Consider the following 17899-nt stretch of genomic DNA (forward strand, 5'->3'; position numbering starts at 1 on the left):
CGACTTGGGGCTCGGCAAGCCTGAATGGTGCTTCGACCTCAACCGAAAGCTTCTGGGAGGTCCCTCACAATTATCATATCCAAATCCGGGCGACTCGAGATCCCCGCGACTCGAGCCGAATATTCCGCTCGCAACGAAACCATTATCTTCCTCTTGACGGAAAGATCAGCCCACTGGATCACAGGTCGCACTCCCCTCACACGCGGTTGGTTAATTTTTCTCTGTTTGCGTTTAATGTGCAAATCAAATCTGCGCTGTCGGTCCGGTTTGCGACTCTCGCCCGATTTATTTTTTGCGGGGGCGCGGGAGCGATGTCGTCGATCGAAAACGTCGGCCTATTCTAGCAAATTCGGTATCTCCGATTCTTGGCCATCGGTCCGGTGCGCGCCGATCGGGCCTTTTGGAAGCGAGGGTCGGTGCGCGGTTAAACTATGAAATAAATTTTGATTATATGGTAAAGTGCGTAAATCTCGTTGTTAATGGCTGCCGTTCACGTAAGCTGAGCTCGTCCCAGGTTCGTTCGGCTGGAGGAGACAATGTGGAATTTAACTCTTGGCGAGTACGACCTCGCCCCCGATGCCCCGCAGTTGGCCCAGATGCGCGCGGAATTGGCAAGTATCAGGGAGAAGGAGCGCATTCTGCGAGAACGCGGTGCCGATCGTGAGGCCTATCGGTACCTCTTGGATGCTCATCGGTTGAGCGCGAGCGAGCTTTCGTTGAGAGCAGGTGTTGAACATTTCTCCGCAGGGAGAGACGAGGGCCGGTCAGCTGCGGCATGACTGACCGGAATTGTTGTTTCGAAACGAGACCGATTGGGCGAGTTGTGCCCGGCAGATGGGAATTGCGCGCCGCGACGGGTCAGATGGTACTTCGTTCGGTGCCGAGCGCCGCGACGCCAGCGCCCCAGACGCTGGCGTCGCCGCATCGGTACTGGCGAGGCGGATTTCTTCACGTTGGTTGGAGCCATGCTGGAAAGATCGTCGGCAGAGATGGTGTTGAGACCGGCTTCGGATGCAGTGTTCGCGCTGCTGAACGGTCGATCAACGCTCTTCAGCGAAGCAGGGCAGAAGATCTTTGAGCTGGACCGAGTAGGAGCATTCATCTGGTGTAAGCTGGCGCAAGGTGCCTCGTTGGAAGACGCCTATCAGGATCTTGGGGCGCTAGGCATCGACGAGCACACGGCACGCCAGTTCACGCGACAGCTTGTAGATGTCTGGATCGATCGGGCGTTGCTCGAGGTCGACGGGCGAATGCCGGCCGATTTTGCCTTCTCAGCGGTTCTGGGCCCGCTCAGAATAGGAGTCCGGGCTGCAAGTCGGGACCTCTTAAGACGGCTGCATTCGCTGTTTTGCGTTTCCGACCAGAGCGCCCGCGGCGACGACGACATAGCGATCGAGGCGATGATGCTGGATGAGCAGGTGCTGTTGCGCGGAGAGAATTCCAGCATCTCCAGATGTGAAGTCGAAGCACTGGCACCCACGGTCAAAGCTCACATCACCGAGCGGCTTATTCGAAGCAATCGCTGGACCTTCTCTCTTCATGCCGCTTCCCTCGTGAAAAACGGTGAAGGCCTGTTGTTGTGTGGCCAACCAGGAGCTGGAAAGTCGACCCTCACACTGCAGCTGGTGGACGCCGGACTTCGGTATGCCGGGGATGACGTTGCGCTGGTTGGGGCTGACGGAACGATCTGCGGCATTCCGTTTGCTCTCACCTTGAAGGAGGGGTCGTGGGACCTGCTCTCGCGACTACATGGTGACCGGTACGACACGACGCATTGCCGCGCGGACGGCATTTCGGTGCGCTACGTGCCGATTCCGGATGCGCACAACCAAAGCGTTTCCGCGAGTTGGCTCATCTTCTTGAACCGGGTCGAGAGCGGTCCGGCCGAATTGACCGCGATAGACCAGCTGGATTCGATGAGGCGGCTCATTGGGAACGCATTTGCTGCTGACGGAAGACTTTCGCAGGCCGGCTTCGTCGCTCTGAAGCGGATAGTCACGGGCGCGCGATCCCTTCAATTGACCTACTGCGAAGCCGTGGAGGCTCGGCGCGTGCTTATGGATCTATGCAATGGCAAGGCATAGCGCGGCGCTAACGAGCCTCTGCAATTGCCTGCAAGGCCTGCCGCCTGTTGATATCGAGTGGACTTCGGTCATAGGGCTTGCAAATCAGACTCTGACGACGCCGGCGCTCATCGATTTTGTCGATAAGTTTGCATCGATCCTTCCGGAGGACGTCAGCCAATACATTCGGCAGATCCACGGCCGAAACGTGCTGCGCAACAATCGGCTCCTCCTTCAACTCGAAGAAGCCGTCGTTGCGCTGAATGGCTACGGCATTACGCCAATCCTGCTCAAGGGGGCATCAACGCTGGCGACCGCGCACGAGGCGCGACGAGGCGTTCGATTGATGTCCGATCTGGATATCATGATCATGCCAGATGAGGCCAGGACGGCGGTCGCCGCTCTATGTGCAATTGGTTACGATATTCATGCCCAGGCCCCGCCCGAAAGCCAGCGGTGGCATGTCGATTTGATTCGCTCGCAGGATGTCGGGGCCATCGACCTGCAAACGGCAGCTCCAGGTCCCGCGTACCTCTATCAGAGCTTCGGGCAGGCGCTGGACCATTGTGTCCCTGCGCCGCTGGGGCGGGGACGCGTTTACATCCCCACGCCTATCTACGGCGCCCTCATGTTGATCATCCATGATCAGTTTCAAGACTATGGTTATTGGCTCGGCGATCTCGACCTGCGGCACCTTGTTGAATTGCGCGATCTAAACAATTCTGTCGATGGCCTCGATTGGAGGGAGCTTACCTCTCTTGTCCCGGGCGAATTGATGAAGAATGCGGTTGAGACCCAGCTGCTCGCTCTTGCCGAGTTGCTTGGCGTCGACATTCCGCGAGAGTTGCGCTCTCGTCTGATTCCCCGTCTGCAGTTCGTGCGGCAGTTGCTGCAGGCACGCTTTCCAGCCACTCGTGTGCCCTTCCTCGCGATGATGGTGCTGGATCTCGGAAACTACCGAAAGGTGGCGAACGGCGCCATCCCACCCGCGCGCCGGCGCGGGTTGTGGTCCTTGCCGAGGATGGGAACCCTGCAGTTTCTGCTGGAGGCGGCCGTCGCGGTGCGCGCAGGGAAGGCCTAAACCACTTCGTCGTTTGCGGCAGATGCCCTCGGCTGGCGCTTCAATTACAGCGTTCGGAGCAAGTTAGCGGGCTTCCAGATCCGTGGGCCGACGATATCGCGCATGCCGGCATTTGCCGTGGCAGAGCTATCAATGCTCGTGACCGCCAGCATCCCGGTGGGAGGCTTCGCCGTTCTCGTGAATCCTGAACTCGTCCAGCGTGTGCCCCGAGTGGAGCGCGGCGACCAGCCATCGCGGCTGTTTACCACGCCCAGACCAAGTCTCTGTCGGTTTGAGGGGGTTGAAGTATTTCGGTACGACCTTTGGGTATTTGCGGCGAGGGGGCTGGCCCGGGCCCGTGGCTGTCGCCCCGCCCTCCGCCCCGCCGAATTGATCCGGTTGATTGAGTTGCGCCAAGCGCTTCTCCAACTCCCGCTTTTCGGCTGTGATCTTTTCAGCGAGAATCTTTGTTAGCTCCTCGTGGAGGAGCCATAGTTCTTCGAAATCCATGGCTTCGAGATCCTGCCTGCGCATAACATTCTCGGCACCGTTCGACCGTCGCTCCCCTGCCTGTCGTCTCACGCCGAATATCGCGTTTCGAATGGCGAACAACATTGGCAAGGCAAGGGCTGGTCTTTCAAATTGACGCGACAATAAATAAATAATATATTATTTAATATATATAGCGAGGATTATTTTTATCTGTTTATTTGATGGGTGAGGGAATCTTGCTGGAAGCTCCAAGAGAAACATTGGATATTATCGGCTGCCCACTGGGGCGTATTCGAGCGGCGGTGAGTCGGTTTATCGCTCCCTCGGCTGCATCGACCGACATCCGGGCTTTGCAGTTACAGATCCAGCTGCGAAGGCTTGCTCTGAGAGACATCGCGGTCATAAGCGCGCGGTTGCAGCGTGCCGATGGTCGGAGCTCAGGCGGATTGCCAGCAAAGGCCGGCCTGGCGCACCGGTCATATTCGTCGAGGGCGCGGCGTGGCAGATCGATCGCGCGCCCCGGTTAACAGCCAATTTTCGCTTGAGGGAAGGCGCCGGTGCACGTAAAGCGCGTGTTCTTAGCCTGTGCTGTTATTAATTGGGCGGATAATGTATTTTTTGGTCTTGATTGGAACCGGCGGCGCAGCTATGTGGAGGGCGAACTTTCTGCCGGTTCCACATATTTCTGCGTAAAACCCGACGCTGGGGGCTTGATTATCGGGCAGGGGCGATATTAAATGGGCGCAACTACAGGATGCTAGCATGTCTACCAAGAAGCTCGAACTAGAAGCGATGTCCATCGACGATCTATGGTCGCTTCATGAGGAAATTAGCGGCATTTTGTCGGATCGGATCAAGGCGGAAAAGCAGGAGCTGGAGAAGCGTTTGGCGGTTCTCGGCGGCGGGATGGCTATGTTGGCCGAGGCAACCGGGCCGGGCGTCTCTCCGACCGGCAAGCAAAGGCGGAAATATCCGCGCGTACTGCCGAAATATCGTAACCCGCAGACTTCCGAAACCTGGTCGGGACGAGGCAAGCGGCCGCGTTGGTTGGTCGCTGCCATGAAATCCGGCCGTCGGATCGAGGATTTCCGCATCGGGGAGGCGGCTCCGAAGCTTCGGCAGCGGGCGTGAGAGCTGGTTGCGCCAGCGGGCTGGCGCAACTTGGTGTATGGCGATCGGGTCCTAGTAAGCATTGCGCCCCCGCAACACTTCCAATGGAGTTCGCAACAGGATTGCGAGATCCAGCCGAAGGCTCCAATTGTCGATATACCAGAGATCGTACTCAACACGTCTCTCTACCATGGTCGCTGTAGGCGTTGGTCCACGGCAGCCATGGATTTGAGCCCATCCTGTCAATCCTGGTCTCACTCGGCGTCGGAAGGCGTACTTCCGGACGAGCTTGTCGAACTGTCCGTCGTGGGCCAAGGCATGGGGACGCGGGCCCACCAGCGACATACTGCCCTCAAGAACATTTAGCAGCTGTGGCAGTTCGTCAAAACTCGTCCGACGCAGCCATTTGCCCACCCGGGTGACGCGTTGGTCCAGTGGGGTGGCCTGAGCGATTACGCTGCCGTCCTCAAGCACATGCATCGTTCGAAACTTGCGGATTGAAAATACTCGGCCATTGAAGCCGCATCGTCGTTGCTTGAAGAGGATCGGGCCGGGAGAATCCAGTCGGATCGCGACGGCGGCTATCGCGAGAAACGGTGCAAGGACTGTCAAAGCAAGTCCCGCACCGATAATATCAATTGTTCGTTTGCTCGCGCGCTCGATTGCGGTGAGGGGGCCGGGCTGGATCTCTAGGCAAGCGGCACTTCCCAGGCTCCTTGCCGGATGTCGAAGCAATTCCGATGCAGCGCCAACCGGGACGAACATGATGGGGAATGGCAGCACTCTCAGATCTGAGATAAAGGCACGAAGGTCGGCCCATCGTGCAGGATTGGCCTCCAGCACGATCTTATCGACTTCGGAATTACGAATATGTTCGATCACGCGGGAGCTGAGCTGTTTTCTGGAACCAGGGTCCGAGCCCATCGCAGGCAAATCAAAGCGGCCTTTGACGCAATAGCCGAGGACCGCAAGGGCCTCCGACAGACCTGCATGACTCGACGGCGGCTGATCGGTGATGAGGACGAGACTCGTCCGCGCGAACCTCCTGCCACTGAAGCATTTTATCAGCAGTTCCCTGGCAACGCACCGTTGCACGATCAATGATGCCAGGCCGAGTACCGCAAACAGGAGGCCGGCGCCTCGGAAGAAGCTCGGATTGTCATCGAGCATCTCCACAGTGGCGGCCAGGACATGCAACAAAATCCACGTGAGGCAGATGCCGCGAACCTGGCTTCGAAGTACCAGGAGTTCGGTTGGCCGATACAGTCCCCTGCCTTTCAGAATGTAGACCAAACACACTGCTGCTGCCGCCGCGTAGCCGAATGTTTGGATTAGACCGGCTTGTGGCGGGCCGCCGGGTGAAAGTAGCGCGGAAAGGAAACCGGCGAATAGAATGGTCGCGATATCGGCGCAGATCACTACAAACTCGACCGAGTCGTACCGGACGGGCCATTTCCCTTCATCAGCAATGGGCGATGGGGAGTCGACGACAGTTAGAGCGCTCCCATCGTCTGCGATATGCCGGTTCATAAAATTCATGGCTAACCAACAAGAAACGGAAGGATGATTTAATATACTACCATTTTAAATATAATAGCAATTGAATCGATGGATTCAATAAAATTAATCGGAGCTATTCATGCTGGCACGATATCAATTGGGAACGACCTGGGCGCGATCGTCCGGAGGCACGTTGCCGAAAAACGGCTATGGGCTTCGCGAGCGTAACTTCTGAACGTAACCTGGATCGAGCTCCAAAATCGAGCTGTCGGCAAACGCCCTGCCGTCTGCTGACGCCGACTGGTATGCGGCGGCGATGGCTGGCTGGAGCGGGGGCCGGCCAGTAATAGCAACTTTAAGGTCGCGCCGGATAAGATCTCGAAGCTCAGGCTCCTTGATCGCAGCATCAGTGCCGAGAGCGACAGAAAGCCGTAGTGGAATGAGTTCCACCGCGTTTGGTGCAGTATAGTAGGACATCTTAAGCAAGCTTGTCGTGTCATAAGGCGCCGCGTGCTGCTTTGAAAGCGCCGCAAGCATGAGCCAAACGTCGCCCCGAAGGGGTGAATATTGCAGCACCGCAGAAAGAGCGTTCAAGTTCGTGGACCGGCTGATCGCGGCTGCCTTGTCGGACTTGAGGGGCAGAATTGCAGTGAATCCTGAGGCAGTCGAGGCATGCTCGCGCGTGGATTGGTGCGTTGAGGCCAAGGCTTCATTCGAGCCGGCAACCGATGTAACTGAGAGTCGATCACTGAAAGGCCACCTTTGGGAGACGATCCAACCCGTTTGCGCAGCCAACAGCAATCCGATCATAGTCAGAGCAACGCGGGTCGGAGGCCATCGGGAAGCGAAGACAGGCCAGGGAATCCGTCGCGCGGCCGTGGTTTGGGCGCTGGCCTCCGTAGGCGGCCGCAACTCGATGGTCTCCACGTCGCGAGCCTTCCCCGACAGGCTTTGAGCAAAAGCCAGGCCGAAGACCGCCGCCACCAACAGTGATGCCCATAGATCGAGAAGGCTGTTTTCGGCAAAGGCCAGTATTGTCAACGATACGGAAGCGCCGGCGCCGACGGCTGGGTATAAGTAGGAGTGATTGCGAGACAAGGCGCGCCCGAACAACATGCAGGCGCTCATGACGGTAACAATCAACAGGCCACAAAGGAACGTACGTCCCATTTCGACCGCGACCGCTGCGGCGGCGGTCGGACGTTCGCGCATTGCGAGCATGCCAACGTCCGCATAAATCGGCAGAAGCGCAGCAAACGTACCTGCACCGCTCCCGATCGGGTGAGTGTCCTGTAGCATCCGCTCAGTTGCTGCCCGAGTCTGCGTCGACAGGGCAGTCGTCAGGTCAGAATTCCGATTAATTGGAATGAAGGTGAAGCTGGCGACGAACAACATGGCGGCGGTCGCGAGAACGCCAGCTCTGCCCCACAGGCCAAAGAACCATTTGCGAATAGCGACCACTGTGAGGATCGTCGTCATTCCGAGCAGGACGGCAATCAGCGCGATCCAGCCGCCACAAAGCACGGCCGCCGCAACGGAGACGATCAATGATAGAATGGCGCAGGTCAAAATGACGAGCGGTCCTGCCGGCGAGCGGGGGGACCTTCTAGGCCGCCGGAATTGATCGACCGCACGGACAGCCATTGCAGTGGAGAGAAGGGCACCAAGTGCCGCCGCAGTCGATGTCCAGACTTGTTCGGCGGGCCAGGAACCACTCTGATTGCTACTTCTCCATACCGAAAAGATGCAGATGGCCGCGGTGATCGATACGAGGGTATAGAGGACCTGCGCCGCCCTATTTTTGTCCAGAGTAACGACTGCGGTGACGAGGCCCGCAGCGAGGACAGCGTTGTAATGCGAAAGCGCCAGTATCGTCTCGCGGACATCAACCGAGAACCTCTCTGCGAGAGGTTGGTCTAGGGCTGCCGATGCAGTCGCCCAGATATGATTTCCAAGGCCACGGAGCGGGATCGGAACCACCTGCAAGGCAATCCAGAGCACGGGCGCGGCGAGAGCCAGAATGACGAGGGGCCGCAGAAGCTTCGCGAAGGAAGCGAGGGTTGACGACGTGGCGAAAAGGCCGGCGGCCAGTATAGCGGCCGCAAGAACGCCCGATAGCGCCGCTAGACTCAGCAGATTCGGGACCACAGCAAAATCCGCAGCAACGGCCGCCAGCGTAGCGAGCACTGAAGACTGGAACATTTTACACCATCTCTGACTCGCCCAAAACGGAGAGCATATCGCAGAAGGTGCTGACTCCATCGTTAGGTGCGACGTATGTCAAAGTCACCCTAAGAATCCGACAAGCCATATCTTAGGTAGTGGCTGTCATCGTAGTAATCACTTCGATGGGCGTCGTACCGTGCCATTGCCCTTATATCAGTCTTGTTGAGGACGACGCCGATCAAGGAATCGGAGATGGTCGGCGCAGTATGCAGGGCATGCTGAACTACATCGATCTTGGTCCGTCCCCATTCGACGACGAGAACGTAGCAGTCGATCAACGGCGCAGTGACGCGCACATCCACCAGAGGCGAGAGCGGAGGGAAGTCCACAATGACGTAGTCGTAGGACTGCCGCAAGCGATCGAATAGTTTGGTCATGTTCTCGGCGGAAAGGATCTCGCTCGTGTGAAGCAGGTGTCCACGCCGGACAGCTGGCAAGAATGCGAGATTGGTTCTGGGATCGTGCCACAGCGCTTCTTCGAGCGAGTGCTTTCCGTTTGCCACCTCAATCAATCCAAATGCAGCTTTCGGAGCCATAGCCGCAGAAAGCGAAGGGTTTCTGAGGTCGCAATCGACTACGATAGCCCGCTTTCCGCTATGTCCGATGAGGTGAGCCAGAGAGGCTGCAATCGTCGTCTTGCCCTCATTTGGCAGAGCCGAGGTGATTCCGATCACCTGGTTGGAGGCCCTCGCGGGGGTGTGGTCAATAGCAAGCTTGATCGAACGGATGGCTTCCGTGAAGCGGGAGAGGGGCATTCCGATGACGGTTCGGTGAAGCGCTGGCACGGTTGACATCGTGCGTGATCGCAGATCTTCATCCGCTTGCTGGGATCGGACGGTCGACTTCTGCGCCTTCGGGGGCGACAGCAGAGGGATCAGCGACAAGCAGGGTAGCTCCAGTGCGGCCTCCACCTGTGAAGACGTGCGAAAAACTCTATCCATGAGATCTCTCAGAAGAGCCAAGCCGATCCCGAGTGCGAGTCCAGCGACCAGGCCGAAGCTCAGCACCAAGTTTGCCTTCGGCTTGCTCTTGCGCTCTGGCGGGGCGGCGGGATAGATCACCCGTGTTTCCGAAATCGGAAATGTCTCCTGCTGAGTCGTCCCCATGGAGTGTTGCAGAAACGCCTCATGCATGGCGCGCAGACTTCTCGCTCGGCTCTCCAACTCCCGTATGGTTAGCTCTGCGGAGTTCGTCAGGCGCGATTGCGAGACGGCTCGGGCAAGCTGCTTCTCCAGTTCCTGCTGCCGCTGCTGAGCAGCTTCCAGTTCATTTCTGCTGGTTTCGGCGAGCCTCTTGACCTCTTCGAGGATAGACGTGCGAATGTCACGTATCCGACCCCGCAGGTTGACAACCGCCAAATGGTCGCGCCCGAACCGGGTTGACCAATCGCCTTCGCGACGTGACAACTCGAGATATTGCTGGCGAAGCGTAGTGATAATCGGACTCTGGAGGACATCGGCGCTCGCCGCGTCAGGAGCGCTGATGGTGGAGGAGCCAGCTGCATTGGCGCGCAGGACCGCGTCGTAGCGATTGAACTTGACCTGTGCATCGGAGGTAAGGGTTCGGGCGGTTACCAATCGCGCGCTGAGATCGTTGACAGGCTGTTCGTCAATCAATTTTCCGCCTGTCGAGACGATGTTGTTCTGGGACTTGTATGCGCTCACGGCGCGTTCGGCCGTTAGCGCTTGCTCATTGAGATCCTGGAGACGTTCTTGCAACCAACTGGCTGCCGTTCGCGTGGCCTCGAACTTCGAATTCATCTGGTCGTTAAGGTACGCGTTAGCCACGGCATTCGCGATCTCTGCCGCGCGTTCCGCGTTGCTCGAACTGTAGCTTACCTCGATGATCTTGCTATATCCGACCCTGTACGCGACGAGCCTGTCCAATAACGCGGCAATCGCGCTTTCCCGGGGCGTATCAGCCTCCGCAACGGGCTCCGGCTGCTGGTTCCGGTTTCGAATGCGATGCAGTAGCGAACTGAAGGACCACCGCGAGCCTGAAAGATCTGGATCCTTGGCGAGATTTAGCTGCGTTATGACTGCCGCCGCAATTCCTCGCGACCTTATCATCTGCAGTTGCGTTTCGATTTGGGCCGCGTCGACGACGGGCTCCGGAAGAAGCGACTGTTGTTGAACGAATTGAGCGCGAGGATTCGACAGCAGGATTTGTACCTGGGCCGTGTAGGTGGGAGGAGAAAACCGCAGGTAGAGCAGCGCGGCAGCGAATACGAGAGCCGCGGTCACGATGATCATAAGATATCGACGCCTTACGAAGATGACCGCGAACTTGACAAGATCGCCGATTCCCCCGCCGTTGATGTCGTTCGACTGGGCCTGGCCGCCCAGAGGCAAGCGCGTTCTGTCGGTCTGTAGAAGATTACTCTGAAGCATGGGGTACCTGTCAGGCTCGGGAGCGCGTCGGATTGGTCGCCCGCATGAGGGCGTTTGGTATTTGATCTATTAAATTGAATGGTATCTCAAAAAAATATCATTGCCAAATTAAATATTATTCTGATATTAATTTGTGACCGCCGCGGAAAGGTGACTTGGCCTGTTCGCAGGGTGCCGCTGCTGCGCCCGACGGCGTTCGGCGGATAGAATTTAAATGTAGACCTGGATCGTAGGATTAAAAGCCAGGCGGGAACATAGTGATGGTGAAGACAGTGTCGGGCCTCCCAATGACCGTGGAACGCCTCGAATGGGCCGCCTTGTTGCTGGCAAGGCGGGGCGATGCGAGTCCGCTTGAAGCCCGGGATTCCTCCCGCGCCGCAGAGGCGTGGCATGCGCACGTGCCGATCGTGAGCTCGAACGACAACGGCAAGAGCAGTCTCGACGAAGGCATCTTCGATCAGTGGTTTGATGACCTCGTTGCGCCTTTTGTCGGGACTGAGCAGCACTTGGCCGAGGGCTTTCCATGATGGAAGTACGGTGTTTGGAGATCCCAGATGTTAAGATGATTCAAACGGAGCGATTATCGGACGCCCGGGGTTACTTCTGTGAGACGTTTCAGCGATCGGCCTTCGCGGAGAAAGGGATTCTCGTCGATTTCGTCCAGGACAATCAATCCAGCTCAGACAAGGTTGGGACAGTCCGAGGCTTGCACTTCCAGCGACCGCCTTTCGCCCAAGCCAAGCTCATACGAGTGCTAAGCGGTGCTATTCTCGATGTCGTGGTCGATCTTCGGCGTTCGTCGGCAACCTTCGGAAGGCATATAGCTGTCAAGCTGGATAGCCAGACCGGAGAGCAACTGCTTGTCCCGAAGGGCTTTGCGCACGGTTTCTGCACACTGCAACCAGAGACCGTCGTGTTCTACAAGGTCGACCAAGTCTACGCTCCAAGCCATGACGGAGGGCTCTATTGGGCCGATCCGGGACTGGCGATTGAGTGGCCGGTGACAACGGCCGAGGCCCAAGTGTCGCCAAAAGATAGATCCCTGCCCAGGCTGGACCAGCTTGCGGCCGTTTTCGAGTGATGGAGAGCGGTCAGATGCGCGTTTTGGTGACTGGGGGAGCGGGATTTATCGGTTCTGCCGTGTGCCGTAGCCTAGCGCTGCAGAAGGGCGCCGAAGTAATCAATGTCGACAAGCTGACCTATGCGGCCAACCCATCCTCGCTAGCGCCCATCCAAGGGCTAAAGTCCTATCTGTTCGAGCAGCAGGATATCTGCGACCGCGAGGCCATGGATTTCGTGTTCAACAGCTACCGGCCAGACGCGATCATTCACCTCGCGGCCGAGAGTCACGTCGACCGCTCAATCACCGGTCCCGCGGCCTTCATTGGCACGAATATTGTGGGCACCTACACGTTGTTGGAAGCAGCGAGAAAATACTATGAGGGCCTCTCGGTACCAGGGCGCAAGCGGTTTCGCTTCATTCACGTCTCGACAGACGAGGTCTACGGTTCACTCGGACCCGCTGACTACTTCCGGGAGGAAACGCCTTACCGGCCGAGCTCACCCTATTCGGCGAGCAAGGCAGCCTCGGATCATCTCGCACTTGCGTGGTTCAAGACCTATGGCCTGCCGGTCATTGTGTCGAATTGCTCGAACAATTACGGGCCGTTTCAGTTTCCAGAAAAGCTCATTCCCTTGACGATTCTCAATGCGATCGAGCGCAAGCCGTTGCCGGTGTATGGCGACGGCCGAAACGTACGGGACTGGCTGCATGTCGAAGATCATGCGGCAGGGTTGATCACGCTTCTGTTCGAAGGCAAGCCCGGCGAGAAGTACAATTTCGGCGGAGATAGCGAACGCTCCAACCTCGACGTGGTAACCCAGATCTGCGACGTCGTCGACAGGCTGTATCCGGGTCCGGCAGCGAGACGATCGATGATTACTTTTGTGCCAGATCGTCCGGGACACGATATCCGCTACGCGATCGACGCATCGAAAGCTCACCGTGAACTTGGCTGGCGACCCACAAGGACGTTCGAGCAGGGGCTGGCCGAGACCGTCGCATGGTATCTCAAGAGCCGCGCGTGGTGGGAGCGTGCCCGCAGCGGGGTCTATGACGGTTCGCGTCTGGGGCTCCTCGCTACACAACATTGAGGCTGCAAATGACGGAAAGCCCCATTCTGATTGCTGGTCGCAACGGTCAGTTGGCAAGGTGTCTTCATGACCTGGCGGCGCTGCACAGCACGTCAGTGGTCGCCCTTGGACGCAGCGGTCTCAATCTGGAGGCCCATGGCGAACTCCGCCGAACGATCGATCCGATCGCACCGTCCATGATCATCAACGCTGCCGCTTACACGGCGGTGGATCTGGCAGAATCGGAAGTAGCAAGAGCATTCGGCATCAATCGCGACGCAGCGGCCGCGTTGGCCGACGTCGCATGGCAAATGAATATACCATTCATCCACATCTCGACCGACTATGTCTTTGACGGCACAAAGCTGGATGCTTACGAGGAAAGCGATGTTCCTGCGCCATTGAATGTGTATGGCGCATCGAAGCTGGCCGGCGAAGCTGCGGTTCTTGCTGCTCATCCGCTCGCAACGGTGATTCGCACTTCATGGCTATATAGTCCCCATGGCAACAACTTCGTTCGGACGATGCTGCGGCTCTGTGAAGCGCAACCGATCGTCAAAGTCGTTGAGGATCAATGCGGAAGTCCAACATCCGCACTCGACCTTGCGTCGGCGATCCTTCAGCTCTCGGGACGGCTGCTAACCCAAGATCGTAGAGCCCTGGCCGGCATCTTTCATCTTGCCGGACAAGGTGAGACGACTTGGCATGGGTTTGCCCAAGCGATTTTCGACTTGCTCGCTCAGCGGGGAATCCGAGTGCCGCAGCTTGAGGCCATTACGAGCGAACAGTACCAGACCGCCGCGCGACGGCCACGGAATTCGCGCCTCAACTCATCCAAGGCCGAACGTGTCTTAGGCCTTCGATTGCCGTCATGGCGTTGCTCTCTCGAAACCTGTCTCGGCCAACTCGTGGAAGGTGGAATCGATGCTGAAAGGAATAGTGCTGGCTGGCGGCAGCGGAACTCGACTGTATCCAATCACGAGAGCGGTCAGCAAGCAGCTACTGCCCATCTATGACAAGCCGATGATCTACTACCCGTTGTCAACGCTGATGCTGGCAGGGGTGCGCGAGATCCTTATCATAACCACTCCTTCAGACCGGTGTCAGTTCGAGCGCTTGCTGGGGGACGGTAGACAATGGGGAATTAGACTCAGCTACGCGGAGCAGCCCCGACCCGCCGGTCTGGCCGATGCGTTCATTGTCGGCGCCGACTTCATCGGGAACGATCGCGTTGCGATGGTTCTTGGAGATAACATCTTCTTTGGCGACGGCCTGAGCGAATTGCTCGCAAGGGCTGCCGGGCGTCAGGAAGGTGCAACCGTCTTCGCCTATCGCGTACGAGACCCGGAGAGGTATGGCGTCGTTACGTTCGACGAGGGCGATCGCCCACTGCGAATTGAGGAGAAGCCGAGCCAGCCGAGCTCGAACTGGGCGATCACAGGTCTCTATTTCTTCGACAACAACGTGGTGCGCTACGCACGGCGCATCGAGCCGTCGTCGCGCGGCGAACTCGAGATCACCGATCTGCAGATGCGATATCTTTCGGCCAAGGCACTCCATGTTGAGCGGATGGGGCGGGGGTTCGCCTGGCTGGATACCGGAACAGTGGAGTCGCTAATCGATGCGGCGATGTTTGTGCAGACGCTCGAAAAGCGCCAAGGCATGAAGGTTGCCTGTCTTGAGGAAATTGCGCTGAGGCAAGGTTTCATCGAGCGCGACCAGATCGAAGAGCTGGCGCGACCGTTGGAGAAGAGCGGTTACGGTCAGTATCTGCGCGAGATCGGTTCTCTCCTGACTTGAGGTCGGGCTGAATCATCCACAGAGGTCGAAACGAGCTAACCGTGGTTCTTCGATGAACATCAGCCCTATTACGAGTGGGTCTTTGATACCCGATTCCTCGCAGGACTCGCCCCTGGTGCGCTATGCGCTCAGAGGATTGGAGCGGTGCTGGTTATCTGAACATCGCTGCTGGTCACATATCTACCATCTGGACGGGCGCGCGTCGCCAAACGAGTCCTTACGGCGCAGCGATGTGTTCTACACGCTTAACGTTCTGCTCGGAATGTCGAGGATAAAGAAGGTTCCTAGCGGCCTCAACTTATTGGAAACATTCCATCACAATGCGGTCCAACTCACGGTCCTTGCGGTGCCAAAGTATGCACTAGGTATGGCGCTCTGGGCTTCCGCGGAACTCCGCTTCGAGCTACCCGAGCAGGTGAAGCGCGACGTGAGAGCGCTCCTGAGCGATCAGGCGGGCTGGAAGACCTTTCGGGCTCAGGATCTGGGTATGCTGTTAACGGGCGTCGTGGCTCGGGCCCGGGCGGGCGACAGGGAGTGGGTGTCTTTCGCCGCTCCTTTGTATCGCTTTCTCCAGGAGCGATTCCACAGCGGATCGGGGCTATTCTTCGACGCACCATCAGGATTTCGGCGACGCTTCGCTTCGTTCGCCACGCAGATCTATCTTTCAATTGCGTGCTATCACTACGGCGAGTTCACGGGCGAGTCATCGGCGCTCGCCATGGCCGACGCCTGCGTTCGCAAGTTGATTGCACTTCAAGGTCCCGACGGCGAGTGGCCCTGGTTTTTCGATGCGGCTGGGGGGCGCGTGCTTGATTTCTATGAAGTCTACTCGGTGCACCAGTATGGCATGGCTCCGGCTCTGCTGGAATGGGCGGAGCGCTATCGAGTTCGGGGGGCACGGAGTGCCTTAATCAAGGGATTTAATTGGGTGCTGGGCCAGAACCAGCTTCGCCGCTCGATGCTGGTGCCCGATCTGGGGCTGACTATCCGATCCCAGATTCGAAAGCGGGAGCTGACAACGCGGGCGCCGAGGATGCTGCGCGCAATCAAGAACGCCTACTCCGGATGCGAGGCTGGGCTAATTGAAGATTCCGGTGTTGGACTTCGGCTGGAATGCCGTAGCTACGAACTGGGTTGGATGTTGTGGTCGTTCGGCCAGCGAACTGACTTGCTGGAACTGACCCACAACTCGGCATTTGGCAAGATACCCATACCGGCCTGATGCCGAGAATATTCTGCTAACGATTCCAGGCGACGGCTCGCCGATTGCGCAGTAGCGACAGCATTGTCATAACCCGATGCATTCGTACGGCACACATGACGGCGATAGCCTTGATACGGGCTCCGATACCGTGGAGCCGGTCACTCGTTAAGATCGTGATGATGCCGGGAGCGGGCGAAGCTAGGACAAGCAGGGCCTGCGCAATCCAGCGCAATCTCCATGCCGGCTTGCCGTCGGCCATGTTGCGGTAGTGCAGGAGTTGTCGGTCCCACTTGACATATAGCTCCTGCAGAGAACTCCTGGCCGGGTGGAAGACGATCATTTCCGGGATATACCGGAACCGAAGCCCGGCACGCTGGGCCCGTTGTCCCCACTCCATATCCTCCGCCACGTCGATCCCTGCGAACGGTCCGACGGAATGGAAATCCCGGCGAAACATCGCCATGTTGCCTGTGCCGCAGTAGCCATCGCGCTCGATGTAGAGCTTGAATCGATAGGCGAAGACGCTCTCGTAGGCTGCGATGGCATCCAGGTGTGGCTTCGCGTCGCGCCAGATGCGGACGTCCCCTCCGAGCACTGTCCGAGGCGGGAGCGAATGCAGTGAGCGCCATACGCTGCTCAGCCAATCACAATGTGCCCTGCAATCGGCGTCGATGAAGGCAAGCACCTCGCCGCTCCCAGCAGCAACTCCGGTGTTACGCGCCGGGCCAGGCCCGGGCCGTGCCTCGCGCAACAGCCGTACGCGTGGATATTGAGCGATGACGTCGGTCGGCAACGTAACGGAGCCGTTGTCAACGACAATGATCTCGAACGAATCCCGGGGAATGCTCTGCGCCTCGAGACTGGCCAGACAGGTCTTAAGCGCCATTGGCTGATTCAAATGTGGGACAATCACCGAAATCGCCAGACGTTTAATGTCCATTTAATTTCCTCCGACGCGAACGTTGCGGCTCGGCCGTTGATTGGAGCCTCTTATCGCGTATTCAAGCCGAAAATATAATATCAATATAACTTGCAAATAAAATCGCTATCATTATTATCGCGATATTAATTAGTTCAATTGAAAGCGGTCTTTCGCTCAAAGCGAATCTTGGCCGGGGAGGAACCCATGCGTGCCTACTTTCTGGGGTGCCCCATCGATATCTTGACCATGGCAGAGACCGTCGGCCTTGCGCGCAAGGCCATGCGAAGCCGCCAGCGTCTGCAGCATGTCGCCCTTAACGTGGCGAAGTTCGTCAACATGCGCTCCGATCCAGTGCTCGCCGCTGATGTCGCCAGCAGCGACATTGTCGGAATCGACGGCATGGGAATCCTTTGGGGAGCGCGGGGGCTTGGTCTCCCGGCAACGTCACGAGTCACCGGCGTAGATCTCCTCGGCGAGCTGCTGAAAGTGTGCGCGCAAGAGGGCTTCCGACCGTACTTTCTGGGAGCCTCACCCGCCGTCGTGCAACAGGCGGCGCAGCGTGTTCGGGACAAGCACCCCTCGCTTGTCTTTGCTGGGGTGAGGCACGGCTATTTTTCCAGCGAGCAGGAGAACGAGGTCGTCCGCGATATTCGGTCCAGTGGCGCCGATTGCCTGTTCATTGGTATGCCCACGCCGCGGAAGGAACGCTTCCTTGCGGCCCACCGCGACGAGCTCGGCGTACCGTTCATTATGGGCGTTGGCGGAGGGTTTGACGTTCTCGCGGGCTCGGTTCTGCGAGCTCCCATTCACATGCAGCAACTCGGCCTGGAATGGTTGTACCGCATCTATCAGGAGCCCAGACGGATGTGGTGGCGGTATGCCAGGACCAACACGCTGTTTGCAGGAATCTTGACGCAAGCGTTCGCGCGGCAGGCACTTAGACGGCCGCCCAGCATGTACAATGTGCTGCCCCCCGGGACAGGCCGGATCGGAGGGTGA

At 58.0% G+C, this 17899-nt stretch carries 15 protein-coding genes; 10 read left to right on the forward strand and 5 right to left on the reverse strand.

Going from position 1 to position 17899, the window contains the following annotated elements:
• The first annotated feature begins 965 nt into the window (after positions 1 to 965).
• Together D6B98_RS16305 and D6B98_RS16310 are read left to right on the forward strand one after the other, a co-directional pair.
• Positions 966 to 2084, forward strand: a complete 1119-nt coding sequence (locus D6B98_RS16305) for a serine/threonine protein kinase (protein ID WP_126257993.1) — start codon at positions 966 to 968, stop codon at positions 2082 to 2084.
• Positions 2071 to 3144 (forward strand): nucleotidyltransferase family protein, encoded by a 1074-nt coding sequence (locus tag D6B98_RS16310; RefSeq protein WP_126257994.1) that lies wholly within the window; start codon positions 2071 to 2073, stop codon positions 3142 to 3144. Before D6B98_RS16305 ends, D6B98_RS16310 begins: the two co-directional genes overlap by 14 nt.
• 129 nt (positions 3145 to 3273) lie before the next feature.
• On the opposite strand, the gene D6B98_RS16315 is transcribed toward D6B98_RS16310, so the two are convergent.
• On the reverse strand, positions 3274 to 3657 hold the full coding sequence (locus D6B98_RS16315) for an H-NS histone family protein (protein ID WP_126257995.1): 384 nt from the start codon (positions 3655 to 3657) through the stop codon (positions 3274 to 3276).
• Between the two features lie 720 nt (positions 3658 to 4377).
• On the opposite strand from D6B98_RS16315, the gene D6B98_RS16320 reads away from it, so the two are divergent.
• A complete protein-coding gene (locus D6B98_RS16320) occupies positions 4378 to 4746 on the forward strand; it encodes an H-NS histone family protein (protein ID WP_126257996.1) in 369 nt (122 codons plus the stop codon).
• 51 nt (positions 4747 to 4797) lie between these two features.
• Here the strand turns inward: D6B98_RS16320 and D6B98_RS16325 are convergent, their stop codons facing one another.
• From D6B98_RS16325 to D6B98_RS16335, 3 genes are all read right to left on the reverse strand, one after another.
• Positions 4798 to 6264, reverse strand: a complete 1467-nt coding sequence (locus D6B98_RS16325) for an exopolysaccharide biosynthesis polyprenyl glycosylphosphotransferase (RefSeq protein ID WP_126257997.1) — start codon at positions 6262 to 6264, stop codon at positions 4798 to 4800.
• 168 nt (positions 6265 to 6432) lie between these two features.
• Entirely contained in the window at positions 6433 to 8427 is a 1995-nt protein-coding gene (locus D6B98_RS16330) for an O-antigen ligase family protein (protein ID WP_126257998.1), read from the reverse strand.
• An 89-nt stretch (positions 8428 to 8516) separates the two neighbouring features.
• The gene (locus D6B98_RS16335) at positions 8517 to 10841 is read right to left on the reverse strand and encodes an AAA family ATPase (protein ID WP_126257999.1); all 2325 of its coding nucleotides are present in this window, start codon (positions 10839 to 10841) and stop codon (positions 8517 to 8519) included.
• A gap of 260 nt (positions 10842 to 11101) precedes the next feature.
• On the opposite strand from D6B98_RS16335, the gene D6B98_RS16340 reads away from it, so the two are divergent.
• The 6 genes from D6B98_RS16340 (at position 11102) to D6B98_RS16365 (ending at position 15996) form a co-directional block, all read left to right on the forward strand.
• Complete coding sequence (locus tag D6B98_RS16340) at positions 11102 to 11368, forward strand: hypothetical protein (RefSeq protein ID WP_126258000.1); 267 nt, start codon at positions 11102 to 11104, stop codon at positions 11366 to 11368.
• Positions 11365 to 11922, forward strand: a complete 558-nt coding sequence (gene rfbC / locus D6B98_RS16345; RefSeq protein ID WP_126258001.1) for a dTDP-4-dehydrorhamnose 3,5-epimerase — start codon at positions 11365 to 11367, stop codon at positions 11920 to 11922. The genes D6B98_RS16340 and rfbC overlap by 4 nt, the downstream gene beginning before the upstream one ends.
• 14 nt (positions 11923 to 11936) lie before the next feature.
• The gene (rfbB, locus tag D6B98_RS16350; protein WP_126258002.1) at positions 11937 to 12995 is read left to right on the forward strand and encodes a dTDP-glucose 4,6-dehydratase; all 1059 of its coding nucleotides are present in this window, start codon (positions 11937 to 11939) and stop codon (positions 12993 to 12995) included.
• A gap of 8 nt (positions 12996 to 13003) precedes the next feature.
• Positions 13004 to 13990, forward strand: coding sequence for a dTDP-4-dehydrorhamnose reductase (rfbD, locus tag D6B98_RS16355; protein WP_126258003.1), 987 nt, complete (start codon positions 13004 to 13006; stop codon positions 13988 to 13990).
• A complete protein-coding gene (gene rfbA, locus D6B98_RS16360; protein ID WP_205680491.1) occupies positions 13899 to 14774 on the forward strand; it encodes a glucose-1-phosphate thymidylyltransferase RfbA in 876 nt (291 codons plus the stop codon). Before rfbD ends, rfbA begins: the two co-directional genes overlap by 92 nt.
• 115 nt (positions 14775 to 14889) lie before the next feature.
• A complete protein-coding gene (locus D6B98_RS16365; protein ID WP_245481401.1) occupies positions 14890 to 15996 on the forward strand; it encodes a hypothetical protein in 1107 nt (368 codons plus the stop codon).
• 16 nt (positions 15997 to 16012) lie between these two features.
• Here the strand turns inward: D6B98_RS16365 and D6B98_RS16370 are convergent, their stop codons facing one another.
• Positions 16013 to 16918: a glycosyltransferase family 2 protein gene (locus D6B98_RS16370; protein WP_126258004.1), complete on the reverse strand. Its 906-nt coding sequence runs from the start codon at positions 16916 to 16918 to the stop codon at positions 16013 to 16015.
• Between the two features lie 186 nt (positions 16919 to 17104).
• Between D6B98_RS16370 and D6B98_RS16375 the strand changes: the two genes are divergently transcribed.
• Positions 17105 to 17899, forward strand: coding sequence for a WecB/TagA/CpsF family glycosyltransferase (locus D6B98_RS16375; protein WP_126258005.1), 795 nt, complete (start codon positions 17105 to 17107; stop codon positions 17897 to 17899).

The organism is Bradyrhizobium sp. LVM 105 (assembly GCF_003957705.1).
Lineage (GTDB): Bacteria > Pseudomonadota > Alphaproteobacteria > Rhizobiales > Xanthobacteraceae > Bradyrhizobium > Bradyrhizobium frederickii.